General features: G+C 63.8%; 35 protein-coding genes and 2 tRNA genes. 13 read left to right on the top strand and 24 right to left on the bottom strand.

What is annotated here, in order from left to right; translation table 11 throughout:
- Positions 1-85 precede the first annotated feature (85 nt).
- The 22 genes from HK401_RS17835 to HK401_RS17730 all read right to left on the bottom strand — a co-directional run bounded on the left by HK401_RS17835 (position 86) and on the right by HK401_RS17730 (position 9,774).
- Positions 86-805 (bottom strand): hypothetical protein, encoded by a 720-nt coding sequence (locus tag HK401_RS17835; protein WP_181275993.1) that lies wholly within the window; start codon positions 803-805, stop codon positions 86-88.
- Complete coding sequence (locus HK401_RS17830; RefSeq protein ID WP_181275992.1) at positions 802-1,104, bottom strand: hypothetical protein; 303 nt, start codon at positions 1,102-1,104, stop codon at positions 802-804. Before HK401_RS17830 ends, HK401_RS17835 begins: the two co-directional genes overlap by 4 nt.
- On the bottom strand, positions 1,101-1,292 hold the full coding sequence (locus HK401_RS17825) for a hypothetical protein (protein ID WP_181275991.1): 192 nt from the start codon (positions 1,290-1,292) through the stop codon (positions 1,101-1,103). The genes HK401_RS17830 and HK401_RS17825 overlap by 4 nt, the downstream gene beginning before the upstream one ends.
- On the bottom strand, positions 1,285-1,713 hold the full coding sequence (locus HK401_RS17820; protein WP_181275990.1) for a hypothetical protein: 429 nt from the start codon (positions 1,711-1,713) through the stop codon (positions 1,285-1,287). The genes HK401_RS17825 and HK401_RS17820 overlap by 8 nt, the downstream gene beginning before the upstream one ends.
- Complete coding sequence (locus tag HK401_RS17815; protein ID WP_181275989.1) at positions 1,706-2,008, bottom strand: hypothetical protein; 303 nt, start codon at positions 2,006-2,008, stop codon at positions 1,706-1,708. Before HK401_RS17815 ends, HK401_RS17820 begins: the two co-directional genes overlap by 8 nt.
- Positions 1,998-2,153, bottom strand: a complete 156-nt coding sequence (locus tag HK401_RS17810; RefSeq protein WP_181275988.1) for a hypothetical protein — start codon at positions 2,151-2,153, stop codon at positions 1,998-2,000. Before HK401_RS17810 ends, HK401_RS17815 begins: the two co-directional genes overlap by 11 nt.
- Before the next feature lie 136 nt (positions 2,154-2,289).
- On the bottom strand, positions 2,290-2,700 hold the full coding sequence (locus tag HK401_RS17805; protein WP_181275987.1) for a replicative helicase loader/inhibitor: 411 nt from the start codon (positions 2,698-2,700) through the stop codon (positions 2,290-2,292).
- Positions 2,697-3,545 (bottom strand): phage replication protein O, encoded by an 849-nt coding sequence (locus HK401_RS17800; protein WP_181275986.1) that lies wholly within the window; start codon positions 3,543-3,545, stop codon positions 2,697-2,699. The genes HK401_RS17805 and HK401_RS17800 overlap by 4 nt, the downstream gene beginning before the upstream one ends.
- A gap of 26 nt (positions 3,546-3,571) precedes the next feature.
- Positions 3,572-3,802 (bottom strand): hypothetical protein, encoded by a 231-nt coding sequence (locus HK401_RS17795; protein ID WP_181275985.1) that lies wholly within the window; start codon positions 3,800-3,802, stop codon positions 3,572-3,574.
- A complete protein-coding gene (locus HK401_RS17790; RefSeq protein WP_181275984.1) occupies positions 3,799-4,170 on the bottom strand; it encodes a hypothetical protein in 372 nt (123 codons plus the stop codon). Before HK401_RS17790 ends, HK401_RS17795 begins: the two co-directional genes overlap by 4 nt.
- A gap of 13 nt (positions 4,171-4,183) precedes the next feature.
- Entirely contained in the window at positions 4,184-4,561 is a 378-nt protein-coding gene (locus HK401_RS17785; protein WP_181275983.1) for a hypothetical protein, read from the bottom strand.
- Positions 4,558-4,827 (bottom strand): hypothetical protein, encoded by a 270-nt coding sequence (locus tag HK401_RS17780; protein WP_181275982.1) that lies wholly within the window; start codon positions 4,825-4,827, stop codon positions 4,558-4,560. The genes HK401_RS17785 and HK401_RS17780 overlap by 4 nt, the downstream gene beginning before the upstream one ends.
- Entirely contained in the window at positions 4,824-5,144 is a 321-nt protein-coding gene (locus HK401_RS17775) for a hypothetical protein (RefSeq protein WP_181275981.1), read from the bottom strand. Before HK401_RS17775 ends, HK401_RS17780 begins: the two co-directional genes overlap by 4 nt.
- A 100-nt stretch (positions 5,145-5,244) precedes the next feature.
- On the bottom strand, positions 5,245-5,763 hold the full coding sequence (locus HK401_RS17770; protein ID WP_181275980.1) for a single-stranded DNA-binding protein: 519 nt from the start codon (positions 5,761-5,763) through the stop codon (positions 5,245-5,247).
- 40 nt (positions 5,764-5,803) lie between these two features.
- Positions 5,804-6,679 (bottom strand): phage recombination protein Bet, encoded by an 876-nt coding sequence (gene bet, locus HK401_RS17765; RefSeq protein WP_181275979.1) that lies wholly within the window; start codon positions 6,677-6,679, stop codon positions 5,804-5,806.
- Positions 6,679-7,602 carry a YqaJ viral recombinase family protein gene (locus tag HK401_RS17760; RefSeq protein ID WP_181275978.1) on the bottom strand — a complete coding sequence of 308 codons (924 nt, stop codon included), beginning with the start codon at positions 7,600-7,602 and terminating at the stop codon, positions 6,679-6,681. The genes bet and HK401_RS17760 overlap by 1 nt, the downstream gene beginning before the upstream one ends.
- Positions 7,599-7,787 (bottom strand): hypothetical protein, encoded by a 189-nt coding sequence (locus HK401_RS17755; RefSeq protein WP_181275977.1) that lies wholly within the window; start codon positions 7,785-7,787, stop codon positions 7,599-7,601. The genes HK401_RS17760 and HK401_RS17755 overlap by 4 nt, the downstream gene beginning before the upstream one ends.
- On the bottom strand, positions 7,784-8,023 hold the full coding sequence (locus HK401_RS17750) for a hypothetical protein (protein WP_181275976.1): 240 nt from the start codon (positions 8,021-8,023) through the stop codon (positions 7,784-7,786). The genes HK401_RS17755 and HK401_RS17750 overlap by 4 nt, the downstream gene beginning before the upstream one ends.
- Positions 8,020-8,238, bottom strand: coding sequence for a hypothetical protein (locus HK401_RS17745; protein ID WP_181275975.1), 219 nt, complete (start codon positions 8,236-8,238; stop codon positions 8,020-8,022). Before HK401_RS17745 ends, HK401_RS17750 begins: the two co-directional genes overlap by 4 nt.
- A complete protein-coding gene (locus tag HK401_RS17740) occupies positions 8,219-8,482 on the bottom strand; it encodes a hypothetical protein (protein ID WP_181275974.1) in 264 nt (87 codons plus the stop codon). Before HK401_RS17740 ends, HK401_RS17745 begins: the two co-directional genes overlap by 20 nt.
- 100 nt (positions 8,483-8,582) lie before the next feature.
- Positions 8,583-9,359 (bottom strand): phage antirepressor KilAC domain-containing protein, encoded by a 777-nt coding sequence (locus HK401_RS17735; RefSeq protein ID WP_181275973.1) that lies wholly within the window; start codon positions 9,357-9,359, stop codon positions 8,583-8,585.
- Positions 9,360-9,417: 58 nt separating this feature from the next.
- Positions 9,418-9,774 (bottom strand): helix-turn-helix transcriptional regulator, encoded by a 357-nt coding sequence (locus HK401_RS17730; protein WP_181275972.1) that lies wholly within the window; start codon positions 9,772-9,774, stop codon positions 9,418-9,420.
- A 170-nt stretch (positions 9,775-9,944) separates the two neighbouring features.
- Between HK401_RS17730 and HK401_RS17725 the strand changes: the two genes are divergently transcribed.
- From HK401_RS17725 to HK401_RS17700, 6 genes are read left to right on the top strand one after another with little or no spacing between them, the layout of a single operon-like run.
- Positions 9,945-10,481, top strand: coding sequence for a hypothetical protein (locus HK401_RS17725; protein WP_181275971.1), 537 nt, complete (start codon positions 9,945-9,947; stop codon positions 10,479-10,481).
- Positions 10,478-10,987 carry a hypothetical protein gene (locus HK401_RS17720; RefSeq protein WP_181275970.1) on the top strand — a complete coding sequence of 170 codons (510 nt, stop codon included), beginning with the start codon at positions 10,478-10,480 and terminating at the stop codon, positions 10,985-10,987. The genes HK401_RS17725 and HK401_RS17720 overlap by 4 nt, the downstream gene beginning before the upstream one ends.
- Before the next feature lie 48 nt (positions 10,988-11,035).
- Positions 11,036-11,455: an ImmA/IrrE family metallo-endopeptidase gene (locus tag HK401_RS17715; protein WP_181275969.1), complete on the top strand. Its 420-nt coding sequence runs from the start codon at positions 11,036-11,038 to the stop codon at positions 11,453-11,455.
- Positions 11,456-11,483: 28 nt separating this feature from the next.
- Positions 11,484-11,888, top strand: coding sequence for a hypothetical protein (locus tag HK401_RS17710; RefSeq protein WP_181275968.1), 405 nt, complete (start codon positions 11,484-11,486; stop codon positions 11,886-11,888).
- Positions 11,885-12,127: a DUF3263 domain-containing protein gene (locus HK401_RS17705; protein ID WP_181275967.1), complete on the top strand. Its 243-nt coding sequence runs from the start codon at positions 11,885-11,887 to the stop codon at positions 12,125-12,127. Before HK401_RS17710 ends, HK401_RS17705 begins: the two co-directional genes overlap by 4 nt.
- Positions 12,081-13,193: a tyrosine-type recombinase/integrase gene (locus HK401_RS17700; protein WP_181275966.1), complete on the top strand. Its 1,113-nt coding sequence runs from the start codon at positions 12,081-12,083 to the stop codon at positions 13,191-13,193. Before HK401_RS17705 ends, HK401_RS17700 begins: the two co-directional genes overlap by 47 nt.
- A gap of 52 nt (positions 13,194-13,245) precedes the next feature.
- Here the strand turns inward: HK401_RS17700 and HK401_RS17695 are convergent.
- A tRNA-His gene (locus tag HK401_RS17695) sits at positions 13,246-13,318 on the bottom strand.
- 224 nt (positions 13,319-13,542) lie between these two features.
- Between HK401_RS17695 and HK401_RS17690 the strand changes: the two genes are divergently transcribed.
- The 6 genes from HK401_RS17690 to HK401_RS17665 all read left to right on the top strand — a co-directional run bounded on the left by HK401_RS17690 (position 13,543) and on the right by HK401_RS17665 (position 18,986).
- Positions 13,543-15,303 carry a hypothetical protein gene (locus HK401_RS17690; RefSeq protein WP_181275965.1) on the top strand — a complete coding sequence of 587 codons (1,761 nt, stop codon included), beginning with the start codon at positions 13,543-13,545 and terminating at the stop codon, positions 15,301-15,303.
- 205 nt (positions 15,304-15,508) lie between these two features.
- Complete coding sequence (locus tag HK401_RS17685; protein WP_181275964.1) at positions 15,509-17,158, top strand: hypothetical protein; 1,650 nt, start codon at positions 15,509-15,511, stop codon at positions 17,156-17,158.
- Between the two features lie 88 nt (positions 17,159-17,246).
- Positions 17,247-17,972, top strand: a complete 726-nt coding sequence (locus HK401_RS17680) for an ASCH domain-containing protein (RefSeq protein ID WP_181275963.1) — start codon at positions 17,247-17,249, stop codon at positions 17,970-17,972.
- 124 nt (positions 17,973-18,096) lie between these two features.
- Positions 18,097-18,381: a DUF3618 domain-containing protein gene (locus HK401_RS17675; RefSeq protein WP_181275962.1), complete on the top strand. Its 285-nt coding sequence runs from the start codon at positions 18,097-18,099 to the stop codon at positions 18,379-18,381.
- Complete coding sequence (locus HK401_RS17670; protein WP_181275961.1) at positions 18,374-18,694, top strand: GroES family chaperonin; 321 nt, start codon at positions 18,374-18,376, stop codon at positions 18,692-18,694. The genes HK401_RS17675 and HK401_RS17670 overlap by 8 nt, the downstream gene beginning before the upstream one ends.
- Positions 18,695-18,913: 219 nt before the next feature.
- Positions 18,914-18,986 (top strand) — tRNA-Lys (locus HK401_RS17665).
- A 187-nt stretch (positions 18,987-19,173) separates the two neighbouring features.
- On the opposite strand, the gene HK401_RS17660 is transcribed toward HK401_RS17665, so the two are convergent.
- Entirely contained in the window at positions 19,174-19,812 is a 639-nt protein-coding gene (locus HK401_RS17660; RefSeq protein WP_181275960.1) for a GntR family transcriptional regulator, read from the bottom strand.
- 274 nt (positions 19,813-20,086) lie between these two features.
- Here HK401_RS17660 and HK401_RS17655 point away from each other — a divergent pair, with 274 nt between their 5' ends.
- Positions 20,087-21,388, top strand: a complete 1,302-nt coding sequence (locus HK401_RS17655) for an NRAMP family divalent metal transporter (RefSeq protein WP_373563662.1) — start codon at positions 20,087-20,089, stop codon at positions 21,386-21,388.
- The last annotated feature ends 2 nt before the right edge of the window (positions 21,389-21,390 follow it).

The raw sequence follows: 21,390 nt of genomic DNA, 5'->3' as shown, positions 1-21,390 counted from the left end.
TGGCTCGGGGCTTCGAAGTCTGGAAGATGGCATAACTATGCCGTCCCTCCTAGTGTGACAGTGCTATCCGATATTGTCGAGTGGATTAGGCCGCGTTTGTCATTGTGTCGTTGAGTCGTTCCATGACGTCTCCGATGAGCCACCTCCCGGCGCGGGTTTCGACGTCGCAGTATCCGCCGATGTGGCCGCGTTGTCCCCACTTCCTGACGGTCGACGCCTTCACGGGCAGGATGCTCGCAATATCGGCAGCTGATGCGAACATGCTCACGGCCTGCGTGAGGAGCTGCTCCCTCCCGAGTGCGACGTCGATGACGGTTCCGCAGGGTTCGGCGTCGTCGCTGGGCTTGCGCGAGCAGGTTGCGGCGTTCCGTCCTTCCTTGGCGTAGACCGCTCCCCCGCATTCGGGGCACTTGCCGGCGAATACGCTCGCGCCCGGCTGGTCGGTGAGGCGTTCGAGGTTCGCCACGGCATCGGCGATCTCGTCCTCGGCTTCCTCGCCGGCCTCGTGCTTGCCCAGCCATTCGGAGTGGTACGTGAGGTATGCGGCCAGGGCTGGCAGGGTGTCCCTGGATGGTCGTGGGACGTGGCGCTCTTCCATCGTGATCCGCGCCCATGACGCGAGGACATTGCGCAGGACGCTCCCGGCCTCGAGAACGGTCTCACTGATGGGCAGCAGCGGTTCGGACGAGCCCGCCCCTCCCCCGCGTTTGGGTGTGGGTTCGAGGTCGTCGAGGATTTGGGGGACGCGCTTGAGGGTCATGCGGATGCGGTGGCCGCGGAGTCGTTCGTGCTGGTCTTCGATCATGGTCGTGGCTCCTGTTCGAGTAGTGCGGTGATCGCGGCGCGGGCATCAGATTGGAAGTCGTCGCCATAGCGTCGCCAGTAGTACTCGTAGTCCAAGTCTTTCGGCCAGTTGCGGCGGCAGATTCCCCGCGCCACCCTCTCGACTGCCTCGTCGGTGCGGAGTTGATCGCGCTGCCAGCGTGCGGCATCAATGAACAGCAGGCGTGCCTCTCGTGCATGCCAATCCGAATCGGCCTTATCGCGCTTCCTTGCCTCGCCCAGCGCCTCGGCGTCCCGCAGGTGCATGTCGTCCCAGCTCATTGCTTCTCCCACTTCCCGACGACGCGTTGCACGGGGTTGATGCCGCGCTTCCCTGGCTCGTCGATGCGTTCCTCCACGGTCAGCCCGAACTCGTCGATGATTGCCTGGGCGACTTGGCCGAAGTCTCTGCCGTCAAGCGCTTCCAGAATGTCCGCGATCCTGTCCCGCAGGTTGTCCACGTCACTCATTGGTTGCTCCTTCGATTGCCTGCTGAATCACTTTCACGTTGAAGCACGGCCCCTCAATGGGATCGCCATCTTCGTCGCAGCACCAGCGGCAATTCGTGTCACCGGTGGGCAAGTCTTCGCATATGAGCGTTCCGTCGTCCGCTTCCCAGTGCCGAGAGTCCTGGTGGTCTTCGTCCTCGTTCTCGCACATCTCGGCCACTTCGTAGACGGGCATCGGTTTGTGCAGTTCGAGTACCGCGTTCAATGCGTCCAGGGCGCGAGGGAACATGTTGTGAGCATCCACGATTGCGTCAATGTCGTTGCCTTCTTCGATGCCGCTCTCACGCTCAAGTTCGTAGCTACTCCGTAGGAGAACATCTCTCCCGCCCGCGTGGATTGCTCGTCGTTCCTCGATCCACGCCTTGATCGGGTTATCAGTCATCGGATTCCTCCTGCTCGATCTGGCTGGCCCGGTAGTAGATGGTTGTCGCGGCCAAGTGGGCGGCACGCAACACCGTCACGTCATCGGATCGCTGGTTCCGCATGAACTCAGCGGCCTCTTTCCACGCGGCTATTCGTGCATCCGCTTTGATCTTCGAAATGAAACGGCCAAATTCGACCGACAGCGTGTGATCGCTCTTCCGGTCATGGTCGTGGATCTGCGCTATGAAGTCCTGGCGATCCATGTACGCAACTCGCACGTCCTCTTCACTCGGCACATACGGTTCAGTGCTCATCGTTGGCCTCCTGTTCTGTGCCGGCCTGGCTGATGTACCCGACTGCGAACGCGATCCCACGGGCTACGTCATTGTTCAGTTCCTCTCGTGGTAGGGCTTCGCAGATCGTGGCGATGACTGCGAGCTGTTCTTCCTTGGTGCTCATGATTCGGTCCTTTCGGTTGCGGTCCTGTGTGCCCGTTGTAGGCGCTTGCGAGTCAGATGCGACTCGATGTGTGGGATAGCGGCTGGAATCGCCGCCGTGGCGCATCCTGTGACGATGGCGGCTATCAGGGCGGGGATCATGCGGCTCTCAGCTCGCGCAGGCCCCGCCTGTAGGTCGCCCAGGGAGTATTGCCGCGCACATAGTCCTCATACGCCTCCGGGGTGAGCTCTCCCGATGCGATCGCCTTCGACAGTGCTTTCGTCGTTTCGAGCTCGGCTGCCGTGCTGGTCATGTCCGCTCGGGACGGGGCAATGGTCTCCACCTTCGCTAGACGCGCACGCCGTTCGGTCTTGATGATGCGCAGAACGTCGGCGGGCATCAGCCAGTCTCGGGACTCGGCGTAGTGCTTCTTCACCGCGTGCTTGGCCTCGGCCAGCGAGTACGAGTGGAGCAGGTCGTACCAGGCAGCGGAGGTCTCCTCGTTGAAGTTGCGATTGTCGTAGGCACTGATGAGGGTGAGGACGTCGCCGGCTTCACTGAGTCTCATAGCAGTTCTCCTTGGATGGTTCGGTCTTGTTCTTCTTCGATGCGGCGCAGGTTCTCGATGACGGCCCGGTTGCGTTCCATGCGCTCATCGGCTGAGTTGCGGGGCTGGTCCCGCCTCGTTGGTCGTTCGGCTTCGGATCGGATCTTCGCGACCAGTTGCGGGAACTTCTCGCGCAGCTTGGAGGCTGAGAGGATATTGGCCTTCCAGAACTGGTCCTGTTGGGACCAGCGGATGACGTAGGCCGCTTGCTCCTCGGTGGCGTTGTCTCGGTCGAGGAGGAGCCGCATGGCGTCCCGGTTTCCTTTGTTGCGTTTCGGTGGCCGGTTGCCGTTGGCTTCGATCTCGGCATCGAGCAGGTCGAGGAGTTCATCCACGTCGGGGCGTGGTTCGGGATCCGGCTCGTCGGGTCGCGGGTCGCTTGCGACTTGCGACGAAGAGAACTGTTCCCCTGTTCCTCTGTTCCCCTGTTCCCCTGTTCCAGGCGCGGGGATGTCGCGAGTCTCTCGCGAGGATTCCGCGAGGGTCTCGCGAATCTGTGCGTTATCGCTGGTGGGGCCGGGATAGCGTGCCTTGTTCGGCTTGTCGATGCGCTGATGCTTCGCCCAGTTGTCGATGGCGAGGTAGTCGCGTTTCTCGACGGAGTAGCGAACGATTCGGCCCGCTTCGGACAGCCTCCGGAGACCTTCGGATACCCTCGCGAGACACTCGCGAGGATCTCGCGAAAGGTCATCGGCGAACAGATCCGCGCAGATCGTCGACACCCGATCCTGACCCACACCGTTGTCATCGACATACGACCAGAGTCCGATGAACAGCAGCCGGTCCTCGATGCACAGCTCGCTCACGTCGGGGCTTCGCCAGAACTCCGGCTTCACCGACCGGATCCGCATGGTGTTCCCTCCTGTGGTCGTGGTGGGAGTAGCCCGAGCATGGCGAGGAACGTGCGCCGCTCGTCCAAGTCGCGGGCCTCGGCGACGGCATGCAAGGATGCGTTGCGCTTGGCCTCGTCGGGCGCTTCGGCGTATCCGCCGTTCATGGTGTTCTGTGCGTCGAACGAGATGCCGGCGCCGGGCCGGATCGGGCCTTCGAGTTTCGGGATCATGCCTGGGCCTCCTGCTTTCGTCCGCCCTCGCGCAGGGACTGCATCACCTTGTATGTGCGAGGCGCCCTTCCTGTACCTTGCTCCACCTCGGCCAGGAACAGGCGAGTGATGTTGTCCCAGCGCTCGACGAGCGATGCCCACACCGGGCCGAGTTCGGCCATGCGGTGAAGCTCGATACGTAGCTGGGGGCACCGTTCAAGCAGCTTGTGGCATCGGTTGAAGTCGGCGGGATCGTAGGGATATCCGCCAGATCCTGGGCGGCCGCCCACCGGGACTCCGGTGAGATGCGAGACGATAGCCTCGGACGAGACGCCGCGCTCTCCTGTTGCGAGCCAGTGGACGATGTTCTGTGAGTGGATATTCGCCATGCTTATCTGCCTTTCAGAATGGGACGTGCTGGTCGATGAACTTGAGGTGGATGCGTCGCCAGCCCTTCTCGGTGACTCTGGGGCCGCGGCGGTAGGTAGTGCTGGTGATGAAGTCGCTGTTGTCATCCGCAATCGCACCGGCGTCGACGATGCCGTCGATGAGGCACTTCACGGTCGGCTCCGCATTTGGCGGATCCGCCCTGCCGCCAGTGCGCAAACCGACCTCGACGATGAGTATCGCGGGCGTCGGGACGATCAGCTCGGCTTGACGTGCGAGCATCATGCCGCGGTTGCGCAGTGCCCGCTTCCGTTGCCGTTCCGGTCGCCAGTGGAGTCGCTGATTCGAAGACAACCACTCGTTATCGGGAACATTGACGATGAGCTCGGTCATGGCGTCACCTCAAATAGCCCTGGCTGGTAGTCGCCGAACCCCGCGAGGGTGTCGGCATACTGGAGCAGCTGGGAGTAGTCGACTACATCGGTCGGATAAATCAGGATCGTCAGCTTCTTCGCGTCGGCTTCGTGTCGACTCGACCGGGCCCGGAGACGTTCGACGCGGTTGCCGAACGCATCCTTGGCGGAGACTACGTTCTGCTCTGTGATGCTCGTGATCTCGTAGTCCTCGGAGTACATCGTGGTGATCTTGATGAAGCTCATGCTGCTCGCCCAATAACCTTCGGCGCCCGGCACTGCACAATGAACGCCAGCCCCTCGGGAGTTGTCGCATATTCTGCGACCTCCGGCCAGGTGATCGCGCCCGGCTCCGACTCGATCGGCAGCCCGTTGAGCACCTCGGCGGCGGCCATGATGCGCTGATACGTGGGCGTCTTGAGCGACGCTCGGGAATCCTTGCGCATGATCCGATAGAACGTCTCGCTCGACATTCCGCAGGCACCGATCGCGTCCCGGGCTGTCGGGTAGTGGTCGAGGATCCGGCGCATGAGGTGCTGGACCTCGCCTGCCGTGTGGGTCATCACGACGTCTGAGCCGTGGATCTCGCGTGTACGGCAAGGACGGCACAAGCCGGCGGCCCTCGGCGCCCGGGTGCAGCCGGGGGTCTTGCAGGTGGTGGAGTCAGAACGGAGGCGCATCGGTGCCACCTCCCTGCTGTCCCTGCGCGGCCCATGCGTCCTGGCCCTGGTTTGGGTTCTGACCCCAACCGGACGACTGCTGGGTCTGCTGGCCCGACTGGAACCCGCCCGACTGCTGGCCGCCGAAGTTACCACCGGACTGCTGACCACTGAACCCGCCGCCCGACTGCTGCTGTTTCGGGAACACGCGAAGCCCGTCACCGGACACCTTCGCCGACAACGACTGCCCGTTCTGGCCGTCATACGATTCGAGGCCCGTGACGGTGCCGTGAACGATCACGCTGTCCCCGCTGTTCGGGGCGAGGTTGGCTACCAGGTGCGCGTAGTCGCCCCAGAATGCGACGTTGTACGCGGTCTCGGACTGCTTCTCATAGTCGCCGTTGTCGAGCTTCTTCGACCGTCCTGCGAGGACGCGGAGGTTCGCGACGTCCTTGCCGTTGACGGTGTTGTAGCGGGGTTCGGTGACGATTCGTCCGTCGATTCGGATCGGTGCGTCTGGCATGGTTATTTCTCCTTGATGTTGTGGTGGTTGATGGTGCGGCTCATGCCGCGTTGTCCTGGATTACGCCGTCATCGTCGATCAACTGCCCGTCGACGACTTCGCCCTCATCGGACTGCAGGCTCTCCGTCGCGGCCAGAGTGCGCCCGGCGGTGGTGATCTGCTCCGCGATCTCCTTCGTCAGCTCCCGGGCAGCCGAGCACTCGGCGTACAGCTTCCGGGCATCCTCAGCAGTCGCGCACTGGTCGAGCTCGGCCAGCCAGTCACGGCCACTCCCCTGCCGCTGTGCCTGCTGCTGAGGACGGGGACGCTGAACCTGCGAGGTGATGGTCTGCGAGTTGTCCGCCTGTGCCATCTCGTCCGCCGTGTACAGGCCGGAGAGATCCTGCGGGAAAGCTTTACGCAATGCCAGCGCCTCGGCGCACTTCGCGATCATGTGTGCGCCCTGCGTCGACCACATGCTGTTGAGGTTCCCGTCGCGCTTCCGACCCGCATAGGACTCGAACAGGGCGATCGCGTCGAACTCCTGTCCGCCACGAACGACGACGACCTTCGCGGCTGCCGGCGGCTCATTCTCGAGCCACACGTCGCGCCACTGGCCGTCGCGGCCACACCACAGGGTCGGGCGGTAGCCGAAGTCCTCATGAGTGCGGTCGATGGTGCGACGGGCAATGAGTCGGAAGCCGTCGATGCCGGTCTGGATGGTCTGCTTGCCCTGGCGCTCGATCATGTAGATCTGCTTCGCGAACGGGTCGAGCCCGGTGCGCTGCGCCTGATGGAAGAACACGGCCAGGTCTTCCTCGGATGCCCGGTTCACTCCGAGCTGGGAGAGGACGGCCCGCTGGTTCGGTGTCCAGAATGTCTGGTCGGAACCGAGTGCGAGTTCGGACCCTCCATGCTGTGTCATTTCGGTTGTCATTACGCTGCTTCCTTGTCTTTCGCGGGGGTGATGGTCAGTCGCCCCTTCGTGGTCTTGGTCTGTTCTTCGACGTAGCGTTCCCACGTCTTCGGGGCCTTCTCCTTGAGTCGTGCCTCGTTGAGCACGGTCACGGTCTTCGTCGTGTCCTGGCCCTGCGTGACACTGCCGAGGTCGGAGACGTACTTCCCGCCGGGGCGTTCGGCGATCTCCTTGGCGATGAGCTTCCGGGCCGCTTCCTTCTCCGCCTTCGCTGCCTTCTCCCGGGCGTCGGCTCGGGCGTAGTCGGCGAGGTACAGGTCGAGCGTGTCCGGTTCGCCCATGCCGACGAACTGCTCAGCGATGGCGATGATCTCGGCGATCCGGGCGTCGTCGCGCTCGATGGGGATGATGTGCGGATCCTCGAACAGGAACGTCGGGACGAACACGCCATCCTCGAGCCGGTCGTAGTACTCGACCGCCAGGAGGTTGATGGTCGCGCCGGTGACGAGCATTTCCCACTGGCACTGGTCGTAGTACCGCTTCGGCACGTCGAAGGCGACCCACTTCTCACCGGCCCACAGGACGGTCTTGATCTGGCACAGCATGTCCCCGGTCTCGCCGATCATGTCGGGTGTGGCACGCCAGCGCGGATCGTCGTCGCTGATGACGAGTCGAGTGTTCGCGAGCAGCTGCGGGTAGAGGGCGTGGACTGCTCCGGCGATAACCGGCTCCCGCTCGTGCCCCCATTCTGTGTACTCGTTGCCGCCCCATCGGGACTTGCCGCCGGCCTTCTCGGCGCGGAGGTTCGCCCACGTGGACGTGCCACCCGATGCCAGGGCCGCAACCTCGGATGCGGTGACGACAATCTGCCCGTCATCAGTGGTGCTGCGGGCGGCGTGCCATGCGGCCTCGTCGGTGCTGTCGACGGAGTATGTGAAGGTCATAGCGTTGTCCCTTCCTTGGTGATGGCGACCATGGCGCCGAAGCCGACGAGCATCGCCAGGAGCCCGAGGCCGTTGAGTGTGGGTGTGATGAAGTAGGAGCCGAAGTAGGCGACCATGGCGAGCACGACGATCGGGGTCCAGATGAACCAGATGCGGCGCTTGCGGTGGATGGGTGCGCGACTCATGCGGCACCTCGATCCATTGCGAAGGCGGCCCCGACGTTGCGGTGCTCTTCCTCGGCGTCGACGGCTTCCTCGAGGTCGCCGAGCAGTTCCCGGGCCGAGTCGATGCTGATGGCGTGGTCGAATGTCGACCCGTCCGCCAGTGCGCCCTCGAGGTGGATGGCCGAGTGGTCCTGCATGCCGACGTAGTTGGTGATGAAGTTCGCTGTGATCGCTTGGATCGGTGTTCGGTTCGTCATGCGGCGGCCCCGCCTCTCGTGTTTCGTTGCTTCCATGCGTCGATCGCTTCCTGTGCCGTCCCGCGCACTCGTGGTCGCCATGACGTGCCTGTCTCCACCCATTCGGGAATCAGGTCGTGCGCCTCGCCGCGCTCCAAGGTGCGGAGGTTCTGCAGGCGCTTCTTCGAGATGTTGAGCTGGCGCGCCACTTCCTCGTCAGGCAGCAGATCGGACATTGCTGGCTCCCTCCTTGCGGACGTCGGACCACAGGGACGGTTCGCGCTTCGGCTCGAATGCCGCGATGCGTGCGAGGTCGTCGCCGGAGATTCCATCCGTGGCGTCAACAGCCCCGGCGGCCTGCTCGTCGAACTTCAACCACAGCCTGTCGTTCGAGTTCTTGAGCGTCTCGGGGTGCATATTCCGTGTGAACTCGGTGTTGTTAGCGAGCTTCAGGTGGCGCTTTCCGAGGGTCGGGTTCATGACTGGCTCCTAAGTTCGTGGCACAGGGTGCAGGTGTTCCGGTGGTGCTGGGCGGCAGACTCGGGGACGCATCCCCCGCAGTCGAATGCGACGTGGACGTTCATGCCGACACCTCGAGCTGCCCGTCCGTCAGTCGGCGGTAAATCGTGTCCAGGCCCTTGCCGGTGATGCGCACCTGCGGGGCCGAGGACTCGAAGACCTCGCCGGTCTCGTGGTCGCGGTAGGTGCGAGCCTTGACCGCGAAGAGCCCTTGCTCGAGGTAGCGCTGGTAGACGTGGGGGCGTCGCTTGTGGTCGCGGTACAGGTATCCCCAGGCAACGCAGCGGTTGAACAGGCGCTTCTCGCCGACGACGATCTGCTTGTGCTCGAACAGGAACTTGGCCGCATCGTTGAACGACCAGGAAGCCTCCGAGCTGACGATGTGATCCCACGCCCGCGCCTTCGGCTCGAGGGTCGCGATCTTCTCGTCCTTGGCCTCGAGCATCGACTGCGCCTCGATGAGCGCCCGAGCGACAAGCTCGGGGCCGGATGGTGCGGCGACTGCCTGCGCTTCCCTCGCCTGCTTCTCGACCTCGATGAAGTACTGGCGGATGCGCTTGCCCTCCGGGGTGCGCTGGATCATGCCGAGTTCCTTCGCCATGTCGACCGTGACGGCGTGGTCGATCTGCGTATAGGTCCGGTCGGTGCGTCCGGTGGGTACGGTTCCAGAAATGGAAACGTAGTCCTGGCCCTCGACGAAGCCGTAACCGACCATGCGGTCGAACCACGTCGTGTAGTTCGAGCTGACGCCGAGGTAGGCGTGCATGTCTCGACCGCTGGCGACCTGCTGGCCGTCATGGTCCCGGATCGGGACGAGTGTGCTGATATCGTTTGTCATGTGCTGATCCCTTTCTGGATCGAGAGCCCGTATCTGTTCCCGCAGATGCGGGCTCATTTCATGCCGCGAGGCGGTCATTTTGTCGATTGGATTTCACTGCGTTTGTCACTCTGGCCACGCGAGCGCCGTCGTGAGAGTCGAACAGTTCCTCCAAGTCGCGATCGAGTCGACGGGCGATCTGCTTCGCGAGATCCGCTGAGCAGTTCACCATCGCCCCGGTCTCAAGTGCGGAGATCGCGGCCTGCGTGCACTTGCACAGCATGGCGAGCTCTCGCTGAGTGAACCCCGCTTCGACTCGACGCCTTGCGAGTCGTTCGCGGTTGATCGGTCGCATGTACACCTCCCTGAGATAACGGCTTCGTGGCCGCTTGCGCTGCTTCGCTCGAGTCGCCCCGGCGAATTGGTATGAGTTCATTCTGTCCTCCTTGATTCGATCTGACAAGTAGAGTCTGCACCATTCGTCATTCACTTGTCAACACCACCCCGCGAAACCCTTGAAACTAGGCCGTAAACTGACAACTAACTTGTATGAACCGCTGGTAATAATGTTTGAACCAGTAGAACAATCCAAACGAGGATGAAGCCATGTCAGACGAACCCCAGACCTTGCAGGATCTCGCCCGACTCGCATCCGAACGCCACGACGGCAAGCGGGGGCGAGCACTCGGTCGGATCGCCGCGAAGCATGGGCTCACCCTGACGTACACGACGTTCGACAACATCTACAGCGGCAAGTACATGTCCACCCCGAAGCGCGAAACCGTCGACGCCCTGGCCGTACTCGCCAGCGTGCCGAAAGAGATCGCGTACCGGGTCGCCGGCCTACCGCTCCCGCAGGCTCCATTCGCGGATCAGCTGCCGCCCGATGTTGACACTCTCGACGCAGACCAGCGTCGCGTTTTGATCGAAATGGCTCGTGTGCTCGTCAAGCAGAACCGACAGATACACGATCTTGAAAGGGCAGGTGATGGCAGTGAACGCAGTGCCACCTCCATGAAGCGCGCCGGCGGGAAGCCGGCGAAGGCGAGTGACTACGACCTTGCCGCATACGAAGTCGGCAACATGACCGAACAGCAACGCCTCGACAAAGAGGCCAGCGAACTGGGAGAGGAGCCGCAATGAACTGGCTCAAACGACTATTCACACCGAAGTCGGAGCCGCCCAGCCAGCAGCCCTCCGTACCGGAGCCAGCGCCGGATCCACGCCCCAGTGCGCAGTCGCCCGACATTCTCGATGAGCTCGAGGAGAGCAGGCGCACCGAACACCTTGCCCGGCAGGCGGGAATGGTCCGCGGCGAGTTCTACGTCGACTTGGTGCCGCGCCTCAACCAGCTCCGCAAGGAGAAGGATGATGACGCGGGCCTCGAACTGCTGACGGAGATCATTGAGGCCAGCGAACGGACGGCGGCGATTGAGAACCGACCGCCACCTCCTGGATACACCGAGCGGGCCTCGGTCATCCTTCGGCGTCGAAAACAGTATGCCGACGAGATCGCGCTCATCGACCGCTACGAGGCTCAGCGCCAGAGGTACGCCGCCGGCGACCCTCACGACCAGGGCTCGACGACATGGGGACGACTCGAACAGCGCCGCACAAAGGCCCGCGAACTCGCCGCCAAGTCCGGCTAGGACTAGCGCCACCATCGTCGTGTCACCCCCACTTCATATGGTGTGGTCATGGCAAGGAAGCACTATCACCCGTGGCGCGAGCTGAGGTCGCGGGAACACTTGGAACTCACCTGGGCGGATCTCCCGCCAGGTGTTCGCGGGCTCACCGACGGCAGCTCGGCGATCTGGATGGAACCGCGTCAGCTTCAGGTCGAGCGACGGTGCACACTCTCGCACGAGCTCGCGCACATCGACCTCGGGCACACGACGAAACCCACCGTCGCCGAGGAGAACGCTACCCGCCGCCTGGCGGCGCAGAAGCTCATCACCTGGGATGCCCTGGTCGACGTGTTCAAATGGGCGCACAACGCCCACGAGGCCGCCGACGAACTATGGGTTACGCCCGAAGTCCTAGAGGACCGCCTGCGGTTCCTCCACCCGAACGAACGCGCCCTGCTTGCGCTCATCGGTGCAGCCCGCCACGGCTGACCCGCTACCCCACTTGGAAAGGAAGCCCATGCCCACCTCAGATAAGGCCGCCCGAAATCGGCGCGTCAACCGCATCCTGCTCCCGATCGTCGGCGCGATCGTGCTTGTCGTGGTCGTCGCCGCGGTGCTCGTCAAGATCTCCGAGAAGCGCGCCGAGGACGAGCGCGTGCAGGAAGCCATCACGAGCGCCGCGCCGCCGGACATGACGGACGAGGAGTTCGCGCAGTTCCGCGACGACCTTAATGAGATCAATCCCGCCATCGCCGACCAAGGCGCTCGCGGAAACGCACGGAACACCTGCACAAGCCTCGATAGTGACAAGCTGACGCAGAGCACGATCACGCGATTCTCGAACGCCGACCACGACGTCACCGAGGACGAGGCCGAGCAGATCGTCGAGCTCATCCGCGACATAGGGTTCTGCGACCGATGAACGACCTACACCGGCAGATCCTCAAGCTCGAGAAGCAGCACCCACGGTACGGCGGCGCGAAGGATGACGCGATCCGGGAACGGTTCGACATGTCCGCGACGTCGTACTTCCAGATTCTCAACGCCTTAATCGACGACCCCGAGGCCGCATGGCTGGAACCGGTGCTCGTCAACCGACTACGGAGACTCAGAAATGGCAACGATCGAACCCTACGAAACGAAGAAGGGCAAACGGTATAGGGTCCGCTACACCAAACCCGACCGCAAGCCGACCGACCGGCGCGGGTTCAAGACGAAGCGGGACGCGCAGATCTTCCTCAACACCGTCGAGGTCTCGAAGCTAGACGGCACGTATGTCGACCCGACGCAGGGGAAGGTGACGGTCGGTGAACTCGCGGAACCGTGGCGAGCACGGCAATCGCACCTCAAGATCACCACGAGCACCGGACTCGAGCAGGCGCTGCGGATCCATGTTCTGCCCGTGTGGGAGAACGTGCGAGTCGCGGACGTGAAGCGCACCGCCGTCGCCGACTGGGTGGCCGCCATGTCGAAGACCCGCTCCCCCACCGTCGTGCTCCGCGCCCACGGTGCGCTGCTCGGGATCCTCGGTGATGCGATGCGGGACCGCCTCATCCCCGTCAACCCTGCCGCCGACCTCGACAACCTTCCGAAGCGACGGCGGACCGAGCACATCTACATGACTCACGAGCAGGTGGCGAAGTTCGCCGAGGGATCGAATGGGCGCGACTGCCTCGTCTACGTCGCCTGCTACACCGGCCTGCGCTGGGGTGAGCTCGCGGGGTTGCGGATCTCGCGCACGGACGTGAAGCGCCGGCGGCTGCGCATCGTCGAGAACGCGGTGTACGTGAAGGGCAAGCATCATGTGCAGACTCCGAAGACGCACGAGCTACGCGAGGTCGAGTACCCGGCGTTCCTCGATGACCTCATGGCCGAGCAGGTCGACGGCAAGGGCCCTGATGATTTGCTATTCCCGGCCCCGATGGGCGGGTTCCTTCGGCATGCACGATCGAATGAGCGGTGGTTCAAGCGCGGCAAAGAGGCGGCTGGTGTCCCGGCCTCGATTACGCCTCACGACTTCCGGCATACCGCGGCATCGTTGGCGGTGCAGGCAGGCGCGAACGTCAAGGCCGTCCAGCGCATGCTCGGGCACGCCTCGGCGGCCATGACTCTCGACGTGTACGCGGACCTGTGGGACGAGGATCTGACGGTCGTGGCCGAGGCGCTGAACCGTGCTCGTGATTTGAAACTTGGGCAAAACATGGGCAGAGACGATTCCGCAGCATAAGAAAAACCCCGCGATCCCTGATTTCTCGGGGATCGCGGGGCGATTTAATCGGGGTGAGTAACGGGACTTGAACCCGCGACATCCGCGACCACAACGCGGCGCTCTACCAGCTGAGCTATACCCACCACTATGTCTGCATACAGGCGCAGACAGCAAGATACATCTTAACCTCAGGACCTCAGCCGGGCAAACCAGAACCGGTCATACTGAACAATGAGACAGAGATCTCCTCACGTGCAACGATTCAGTAGCGTTGTATAACGGTTTCGGAAAACCGGTAGGAGCACCCAGCGACATTCATTAGGATTGATTCGGCCCTGTCCTCGATATCACTCAAGGAACCCTGTACATGACTCGTGCGTTGATCTCCGTCTCCGACGACGGGTTCACCTACATCTCCCTCAACGGGGCGACGAGTCGCTATTCGGACACCGGACAGGCCATCGCCTACCTCGGCGACTACGCCCGAGAGACCGAAACACCCTTGGCCGTGACCATCGACGACGGCACCCAGACCGCCGAGGTGGTCATCGACAAGGACGGACGGCTGGGCTTGACCTCGTCGAGTCCCCCGCCCGACTCCTCGTCGGGTGCGAACGCTCCGTCAGCGGATTCCGCGGATGGGACTTCGGAATCCGCGGGCGCGCGGTACGCAGACGAGGACCATGACGATTCCCCCGCCGAGGCGGCCGCCGCCGAATCCGGCGACAGCGCTGCTTCCCGCGACGCCGCCACAGCCCCCGCCGGCGCCGCCGGGGCCGCCGGCAACGCGACCACGGATGCCGGCTCCGAAGACCGAGAGCCGTCCGACGACAGCGCCCAACAGAAGGGCAGCGGCGGCGACGGCTATCCGCTCGGGACCCCGTTCTCCGGCCCGGCCGCACCCGCGGCACCCGCAGTGAAGAAGACCCGAGTGCGGAAGCGCTCCGCTCGGAGCCGTCCGCAGCGACTGAGGAAGGTCACCGTTCCCGGTCTGGTCCTCATCGGGCTGGCGATCCTCATGATCGGGGCGTTCGTCGTTCCCAACATCGTCCCCGTCAACGATGATGATTCGCCGCAGACGATCGGCTCAGAGCAGCAGATTAATCCGGCCTCCGAATTCTCCGTCGACAAAACCAACGACGTCGTTCCGAGTTTCGACAACTCCCCGACCTGGGAGGCCAAGGTGCCGAAGAAGGCGTCGGTGACCGCCTCGGACCGCGGCGTCCTCCTCGTCTATAAGAATAAGCTCGAAGTCCTCGACTCCGACACCGGCAAGTCCCGCTACGAAGCGAAGATCAGCGAGGCCCCGACATTTGCCGTCGACACCGTCATCGACGGCCGTCCCGCCTTGCTGTGGCAGGCAGGCGACACCGCCGAGGCGCTCTTCGACGGTGATAAGAAGCCCAAGTCCTATCGGCTGCCGGAGAACGCTCGCATCACCTCGGCCGGCACGAGCGTCCTCATCAAGTCCGGCAACAAGCTCTCCACCTTCGGGGCCGACGGCCTCGAGAACGTGCCGACCCCGGAAGCCGGCTCGACGCCGATGGCGATCGAGGACGACGAGCTCTTCAGCTCCGACTGGAACGGACCGGTCGAAGCCAAGAACGTCAAGACCGGGGACGAACGCAGCATCGACCTCGAACGCCCCGCCGACGACCTGCAGATCATCGACTGGATCTCCGCAGGGCACGGGAAGGCCATCACCCTGTGGGGCGAACAGGGCGCGTCGACGAACTCCGGCCACCGGATCCAGCTCGTCGTCCATTCCCTCAAGGACGGCTCGATCCTCTCGACCGTGACCACGACCACCGACATCGTCGGCGAGAAGTCCTGGGTACGCGGTCAGGGCGGCCAGCGCGCCTATATCGGCCCCTATCTCTTCGACCTCGAGTCGGGTCTGCTGCTCATGGATGTCTCCAACCGCGACATCCACCTCTCTGAACCGCGCGGGACCATCGTCCCCTGCACCATGGACACGAACACGTCGTGCCTGCTGGCCGGAAAGCACGCGTTCAAGACCGACACCGACCTCTTGGCCATCGTCAACGGCGGGGATTCGGCACTGGTCCTCGGCGACGACTCCACGGTCCGCTCGTATTCGAAGACCTCAGACTCCGAGGACAGGTAGCCCGGTGATCGGCAGTTCGATGGCTGGCGGCCCGGGGATCGGTTGTCGAGGTCCAGGTCAGGACAGTGGTCCGACGTCCGTCCCTGCGGCCGAACGAGCCCAGGCTTTAACACATCTGATCAAGCCATTAAGATGGGATCGATGTGTCTGAACGTCATGTCCCCTTGACCCCATAGTGCCGGAATCCCCTCCGCTAAGGAACGCAGTGCCAGTTTCACACCAGTTCAACCGCAGAATCGCCGCCATCGGCGCTGCGCTTGCCCTGGTGGCACTGCCTGTGTCCTCGACGTTCACCCCCGCATTCGCGCAGCCCTCACCTTCTCCGTCCGCGGAGGCCGGTTCGACTTCAACCGCCGACGCCGAGGCGGCTGATGGTGCGGATGGAAGCGACACTTCCGACGGGGCAGGTTCCTCCGGTGGTGCCGACGGCGGCGATTCCGAAGGCCCCAGCCCCAAAGCCACCGACAGCAACCCCGATGCCGATTCGGAATCTGCCGACGAAACGGATGACAACGGCGATGGTAACGCAAACGATGGCGACGATCAGCTCGACGATGCGTGCAAGGACCCTGCTGACGGGGCAAACACCGAGCCCTGCACCGTCAGGGAACCGGTGAAAGCAAACTGGAGCAGTAGTAACAAGACTCTGAAGCTGAAGACTGCGGACACTGCAGACAAGAACAAAGCAGGGAACATGCCCAGGAACTGGGCCGGCGAGAAATTCAAGCTCAAGAAGAGGACCCCCGTCAGCCTTCCGGTCCAAGATTCTTCGTCGACCGACTCCGAGAACTCTTCGCAGTCCGCTGACAATGCCGTAGACACCGATGACAGCGGGCACCCTCTGCCCTCAGCCGCTGCTGATGCCGCCGTCCCAGAAACGTTACAGCTCGCCGATGATGGCTCTGTTGTACCTGAGGGTGGAGGTGATCCGGTGGTCTTCACCGGCTTCACCAGAGATCCAGACTGGACACTCGACCTCAAAGAGGGAAAAATCACGATCGTATCCGGCCGGGGATACCCTGACTCCGGCGATGGGTCCGACAGCAATGACACCGATGGCTCGAAGAATGGATCCGCAGGCTCGGCATCGGACAAGGACGGGGAGAACGACAGCAACCGGGCCGCATCCACCGATGCTTCTCCGGACGGCGATTCGTCGAGCTCGGCGAGCAGCGATGACGATGGTTCGGACTCCGCGAGAAGCGACGCCAGCGGCAGTTCCGGGGACGAGGACGATGCTTTTTCGAACAGCAATTCTGCGTCGGACAACAACTCTTCGTCGAACAGCAACTCCGAGTCCAGGGACCGGGCGAACTCGTCGACGGACAAGAACTCCGACGATAAGAACTCCACTGCGGACTCCGGCTCTCGATCCGACGGCTCCCGCAACAGCGACTCGGATTCCGCGGGTTCGGGTTCGGACTCGTCGCCCAAGGACGACGACGGCAACGACTCCGACGACCCGGACGGCTCCCCTGTCGGCACAGCCGACGGCGACAACACCACCCCTGACCCGTCGAACGGCAACGGTTCGAAGGACGACGAACGGGAGACCATTCCCGGCACCGCGGGCGACGAATGGCTGCCCGGCGACGAGGACCACGCCGAGCGCCCTGACTATTCGGACCCGGTGCCGCAGAACCCCGACGCCCCTACCCCGAAGGACGACACCGACCTCATCACAGGAGGGGACAAGCCCTCTCCGCGCGCGAACCAGCAGCCCTCGACGTCGTTCGGCGAATCCATCGTGTCGACGATCGTCAGCTCCTGGCCGGTCTTCGTCCTCGCCGCCTCCGGCATGGCCGCCGTCGGCTTCATCATCTACATCATGGGACGCCGCGGCAAGCAGGAATGAGGACCCACGGACGGGGTCGGCCACCTCGGCGAGGATTTCCTTCACTCACCCAGGATCACCTACGCATCTGTGACCTAAGATCGCAGTCATGGACCTTTTCGACTCCGAACTGCGCGTCATCGACGCGGCCGGAGCGCTCGCGCGCCGCCTCGGAGCCGATGCCTCCCACACGGTCGCCGCGGCCGCAATGGACACGTCCGGGCGCATCCACACCGGCGTCAACGTCCACCACTTCACCGGCGGACCGTGCGCCGAACTCGTCGCCATCGGAACCGCCGCCGCGGCCGGAGCGGGTCCGCTGGTGACGATCGCCGCAGTCGGCGACCACGATCGCGGCCTGCTCGCCCCCTGCGGCCGGTGCCGGCAGGTCATCCTCGACCTCCACCCGGACGCACTCGTTGCACTGCCCGACAAAGCCACCGGCGAGCCCACGATCGCACCGATCCCGACCCTCCTCCCCCACTCCTACCGGCACCCGGACGCGGCACCGCTGCGGCTCCTGCGGTTTCATGCCCGCTACGCCGAGGCGGTCGCCGCGGGGACCAAGACCCTGACGGTGCGCTGGAACGAATCCCACGCGGCGGGTGAGGCTCTGGCCTATTTCGAGGACACGGAGCTCGATCCGCTTCCGGTGGACGTCACCTCGGTGACGGTGAAACGCGTCGCGGAACTCAGCCCGGTCGATCTGGAGGTGAACGGAACGGACGGAGTGGACCGCTACATCGCGAACCTCCGCGGGCACTACCCCGCGATGCCGACGGATGCGGAGGTCGAGATCGTGCGGTTCCGACTGACGCAGAAGTCGAGATCGTAAGATTCCACCGAACCGCACCCGATATCTGACACTCGCATCCCCCAGCCGCTAAGCTGGAACGCGAAGCACTGTGGCACAAGGTCACAGACGCAATCTGCATTCTCGACCGGGAGGACTCGACCCGATGACTGACAACGTCTACACCTCAGATGTGACCGTCGACCAGGCGACAACCGCACAGCTCGCGGAGTCGATCCGTCTGCGCGAGGAGCGCATCGCTGACAGCATCGACGAGCTCGTCGGCCGCATCCACCCCAAGGTGCTGGCGACGCGCGCAGTGAACAAGGCCAAGTCCGAGGTCGTCGAGGAGGACGGCTCCCCCAAGCCCGAGATCATCGCCCTCGGTGCCGGTGCCGTCCTCGGCGTCGCCGCCCTGATCGTCGGACTCTCCGGTCGCAAGCGTGGCTGATTCGCCACTGCCGATCCGGATGCTCCATGACCGGATCCTGCTCGAACCCGGCCCCGAGGCCGGAGAGCGCAAGTCCTCGGCGGGCATCGTCATCCCCGCCACCGCCAGCATGGGCAAGCGCCTCGTGTGGGGCAAGGTCGTTGCGGCCGGGCCCCATGTGCGGCAAGCCAACCTCGGCGACACCGTCCTCTACGATCCGGAGGAGCTCGCCGAGGTGGAGCTCGAAGGACAGCTGTACGTGCTGCTGCGCGAACGCGACGTCCATGCGATCTCCGAGACCGACGAACAGTCGAGTTCGGGGATGTACCTGTAGGGGTCTTGGCCGGGGCAGGACAGGGTGTGACAGCCGTCGGACCGGGTGTGCCGCGCGACCCGTCATCGGTGGGTTGAGAGTCGGCGCGGTCGGAATTCTGGGGTCTCTGACCTGGGGCTTGCGACGTTCATCACAAAATCGAATACGAGCCGATCTCGGTTTGCATGATCGTCCGACACCTGAGTAATATTAATTCTCGTTGCGCAGCGAGCGCAGCACGCGCCTCTAGCTCAATTGGCAGAGCAACTGACTCTTAATCAGTGGGTTCCGGGTTCAAGTCCCGGGGGGCGCACAGCACAGAGAGAACCGCTCCCGGCATCACGTCGGGAGCGGTTCTTTCGCATTCAAGCGGTCCGGGCTTCGGCGGGTTTCGGGCCAGCGGCGCGGGTGAGGGATCAAGAGGGACACTCTGCGCTGGGCAGCCCAGTTTCCGAACTGGGCTGCCCAGCGCGAAGTGTGCCGAACTTGCCTTATATCGCTCAGTCCTGGCCGGCGCGGGCGTATGCGCCGAGCACCTGCCGTTCGGAATCCCCGAGGTACGTGCCGAGCTTCGCCGCGGCGGCAGCCGGACTCTCGGTTCGGTAGACCTCGAGCACCTCGCGATTGCGTTCGATGAAGGGCGCGTGGAGGAAGTCGAGGACCTCGACCTTGAGGAAGGCCAGTCGCAGCTCGGCGAGCACGTTCGAGAACGAGCGCATCAGCCGTCTGCTGTCCGAGAGCGAGACGACGGCGTTGTGGAACGCCATGTTCGCCGTGCCCACCTCCAGCCAGTTCTCCTCCGCCGCGGACTTCTCGGCCACCTCGACAGCCGCTTCCATCTGCGCCGCATTCGGGTGGTTGCGCGGAGCATGCTCGAGCACCGAACATTCGACGTGATGGCGCACCCGGTAGATGTCGACGACATCGGCGGTGCTCGGCGACGCCACAGAGACACCTCGGTGCGGGATGTGAGTGACCAGCCCCTGTTCACCGAGCACGCGGAAGGCCTCGCGCAGCGTGTTGCGCGAGACATCGAATTCCTTGGCCAGCGACGTTTCGGACAGACGGCCCCCAGGACGCAGCTCTCCGGCGATGAGTCGGGCGGTCAGCCTGTTGACCAGGGATGAGTCGTGATTCACACCTTCATCCTAATGACAGAGCGGCGCGAACATCCATCTTCCGGTCAACAATTTCTCTGAGAAATTGTGACCCGCGTCTATGTTTGTTGAACAATAGGTGCTAGATTGTTTACCACTTCACCGAGTGGTCCACGACACAGACACCACTGTTCTCAGCCGCAGACCGCTCACAGAGCACCATCGGCCACCCGGCCGGATCGGCCATCGCGCCGCTGACAATCCAGCCACACTGACAATCCAGCCAGATCGACAAGACAGACAGTCGGAGACTCCCATGCCAGACGCACCGGAAGCCCAGCCGCCGGAACCGACCTCGGACGCCATCGCCTCCGGGTCCGCGGATCAGAAGACCGAGCTCGGGGCGAAGATCAGTCGCAGCGCGATCGTCGGGGCCATCTTCCTCATGGCCACCTCGGCGATCGGCCCGGGATTCATCACCCAGACGGCCACGTTCACCGCCCAGATGGGAGCGGCCTTCGCGTTCGCGATCCTCGTGTCGATCCTCATCGACATCGCCATCCAGCTCAACATCTGGCGGATGGTCACCTCATCGGGCAAACGCGCCGCCCAGCTCGCCTCCTCGGCGATCCCCGGGACGGGCATCATCCTCTCGATCCTCATCGTCGTCGGCGGGCTCGCCTTCAACATCGGCAACATCGCCGGCGGCGGCCTCGGCCTCAACGCACTTCTGGGCATCGACCCGAAGCTCGGCGGACTCGTCACCGGCCTGCTCGCCATCGGCATCTTCCTGTTCAAGCGCGCCGGAAAGGTCGTCGACACCGTCGTGCTCATCCTCGGCATCGGGATGATCATCCTCACCGTGATCGTCGCGATCGTCTCCAACCCGCCGGTCGGTGAGGCCATCAGGCAGTCCTTCGTGCCCGACACCATCAACTTCGCCACCGTGACGACGATCGTCGGCGGAACCGTCGGCGGCTACATCACCTACTCCGGAGCCCATCGCTACCTCGACTCCGGCAAGACAGGCCCGGAGAACGCCGGTTCGGTCATGCGCTCGGCCCTGTCGGGAATCCTTGTCACCGGCGTCATGCGCTACGTCCTCTTCCTCGCCATCCTCGGCGTCGTCGCCTCCGGAGTCGCCCTCGACCTCGACTCGAGCGTGGCGAACCCGGCCGGTCAGGCCTTCGCGGCCGTCCTCGGCGACGCGGGTATGCGCATCTTCGGGGCGATCTTCTGGGCCGCGGCACTGAGCTCGGTCATCGGCGCCGCCTACACCTCGGCGACCTTCCTCTCCGCCTTCTCGAAACGGCTCGGCGGCGGCTGGCCGCTGCAGCTGGCGACCGTGACCTTCATCGTCGTCTCACTTGTCGTCTACCTCGTCCTCGGCACTGCGCCGGCCACTCTGCTCGTCTTCGTCGGCGGCTTCAACGGCCTCATCCTGCCGATCGGTCTGACGGTCTTCATGTACATCGGCTGGTTCCGGCCGCGCCTGCTGCGCACGGATTCGTACCCGAAGTGGTTGCTCATCATCGGCACCGCGGCAACACTGGTCACGTGGTACACGGCCGTGCAGTCGATCGGCCCCATCTTCGCCATGATCGGAATCGGAGGGTGACT

This window comes from Brevibacterium oceani (assembly GCF_013623835.1).
GTDB lineage: Bacteria > Actinomycetota > Actinomycetes > Actinomycetales > Brevibacteriaceae > Brevibacterium > Brevibacterium oceani.
The sequence above is the reverse complement of the archived record's forward strand: the minus strand, read 5'-3'. Positions and strand labels throughout refer to the sequence as shown.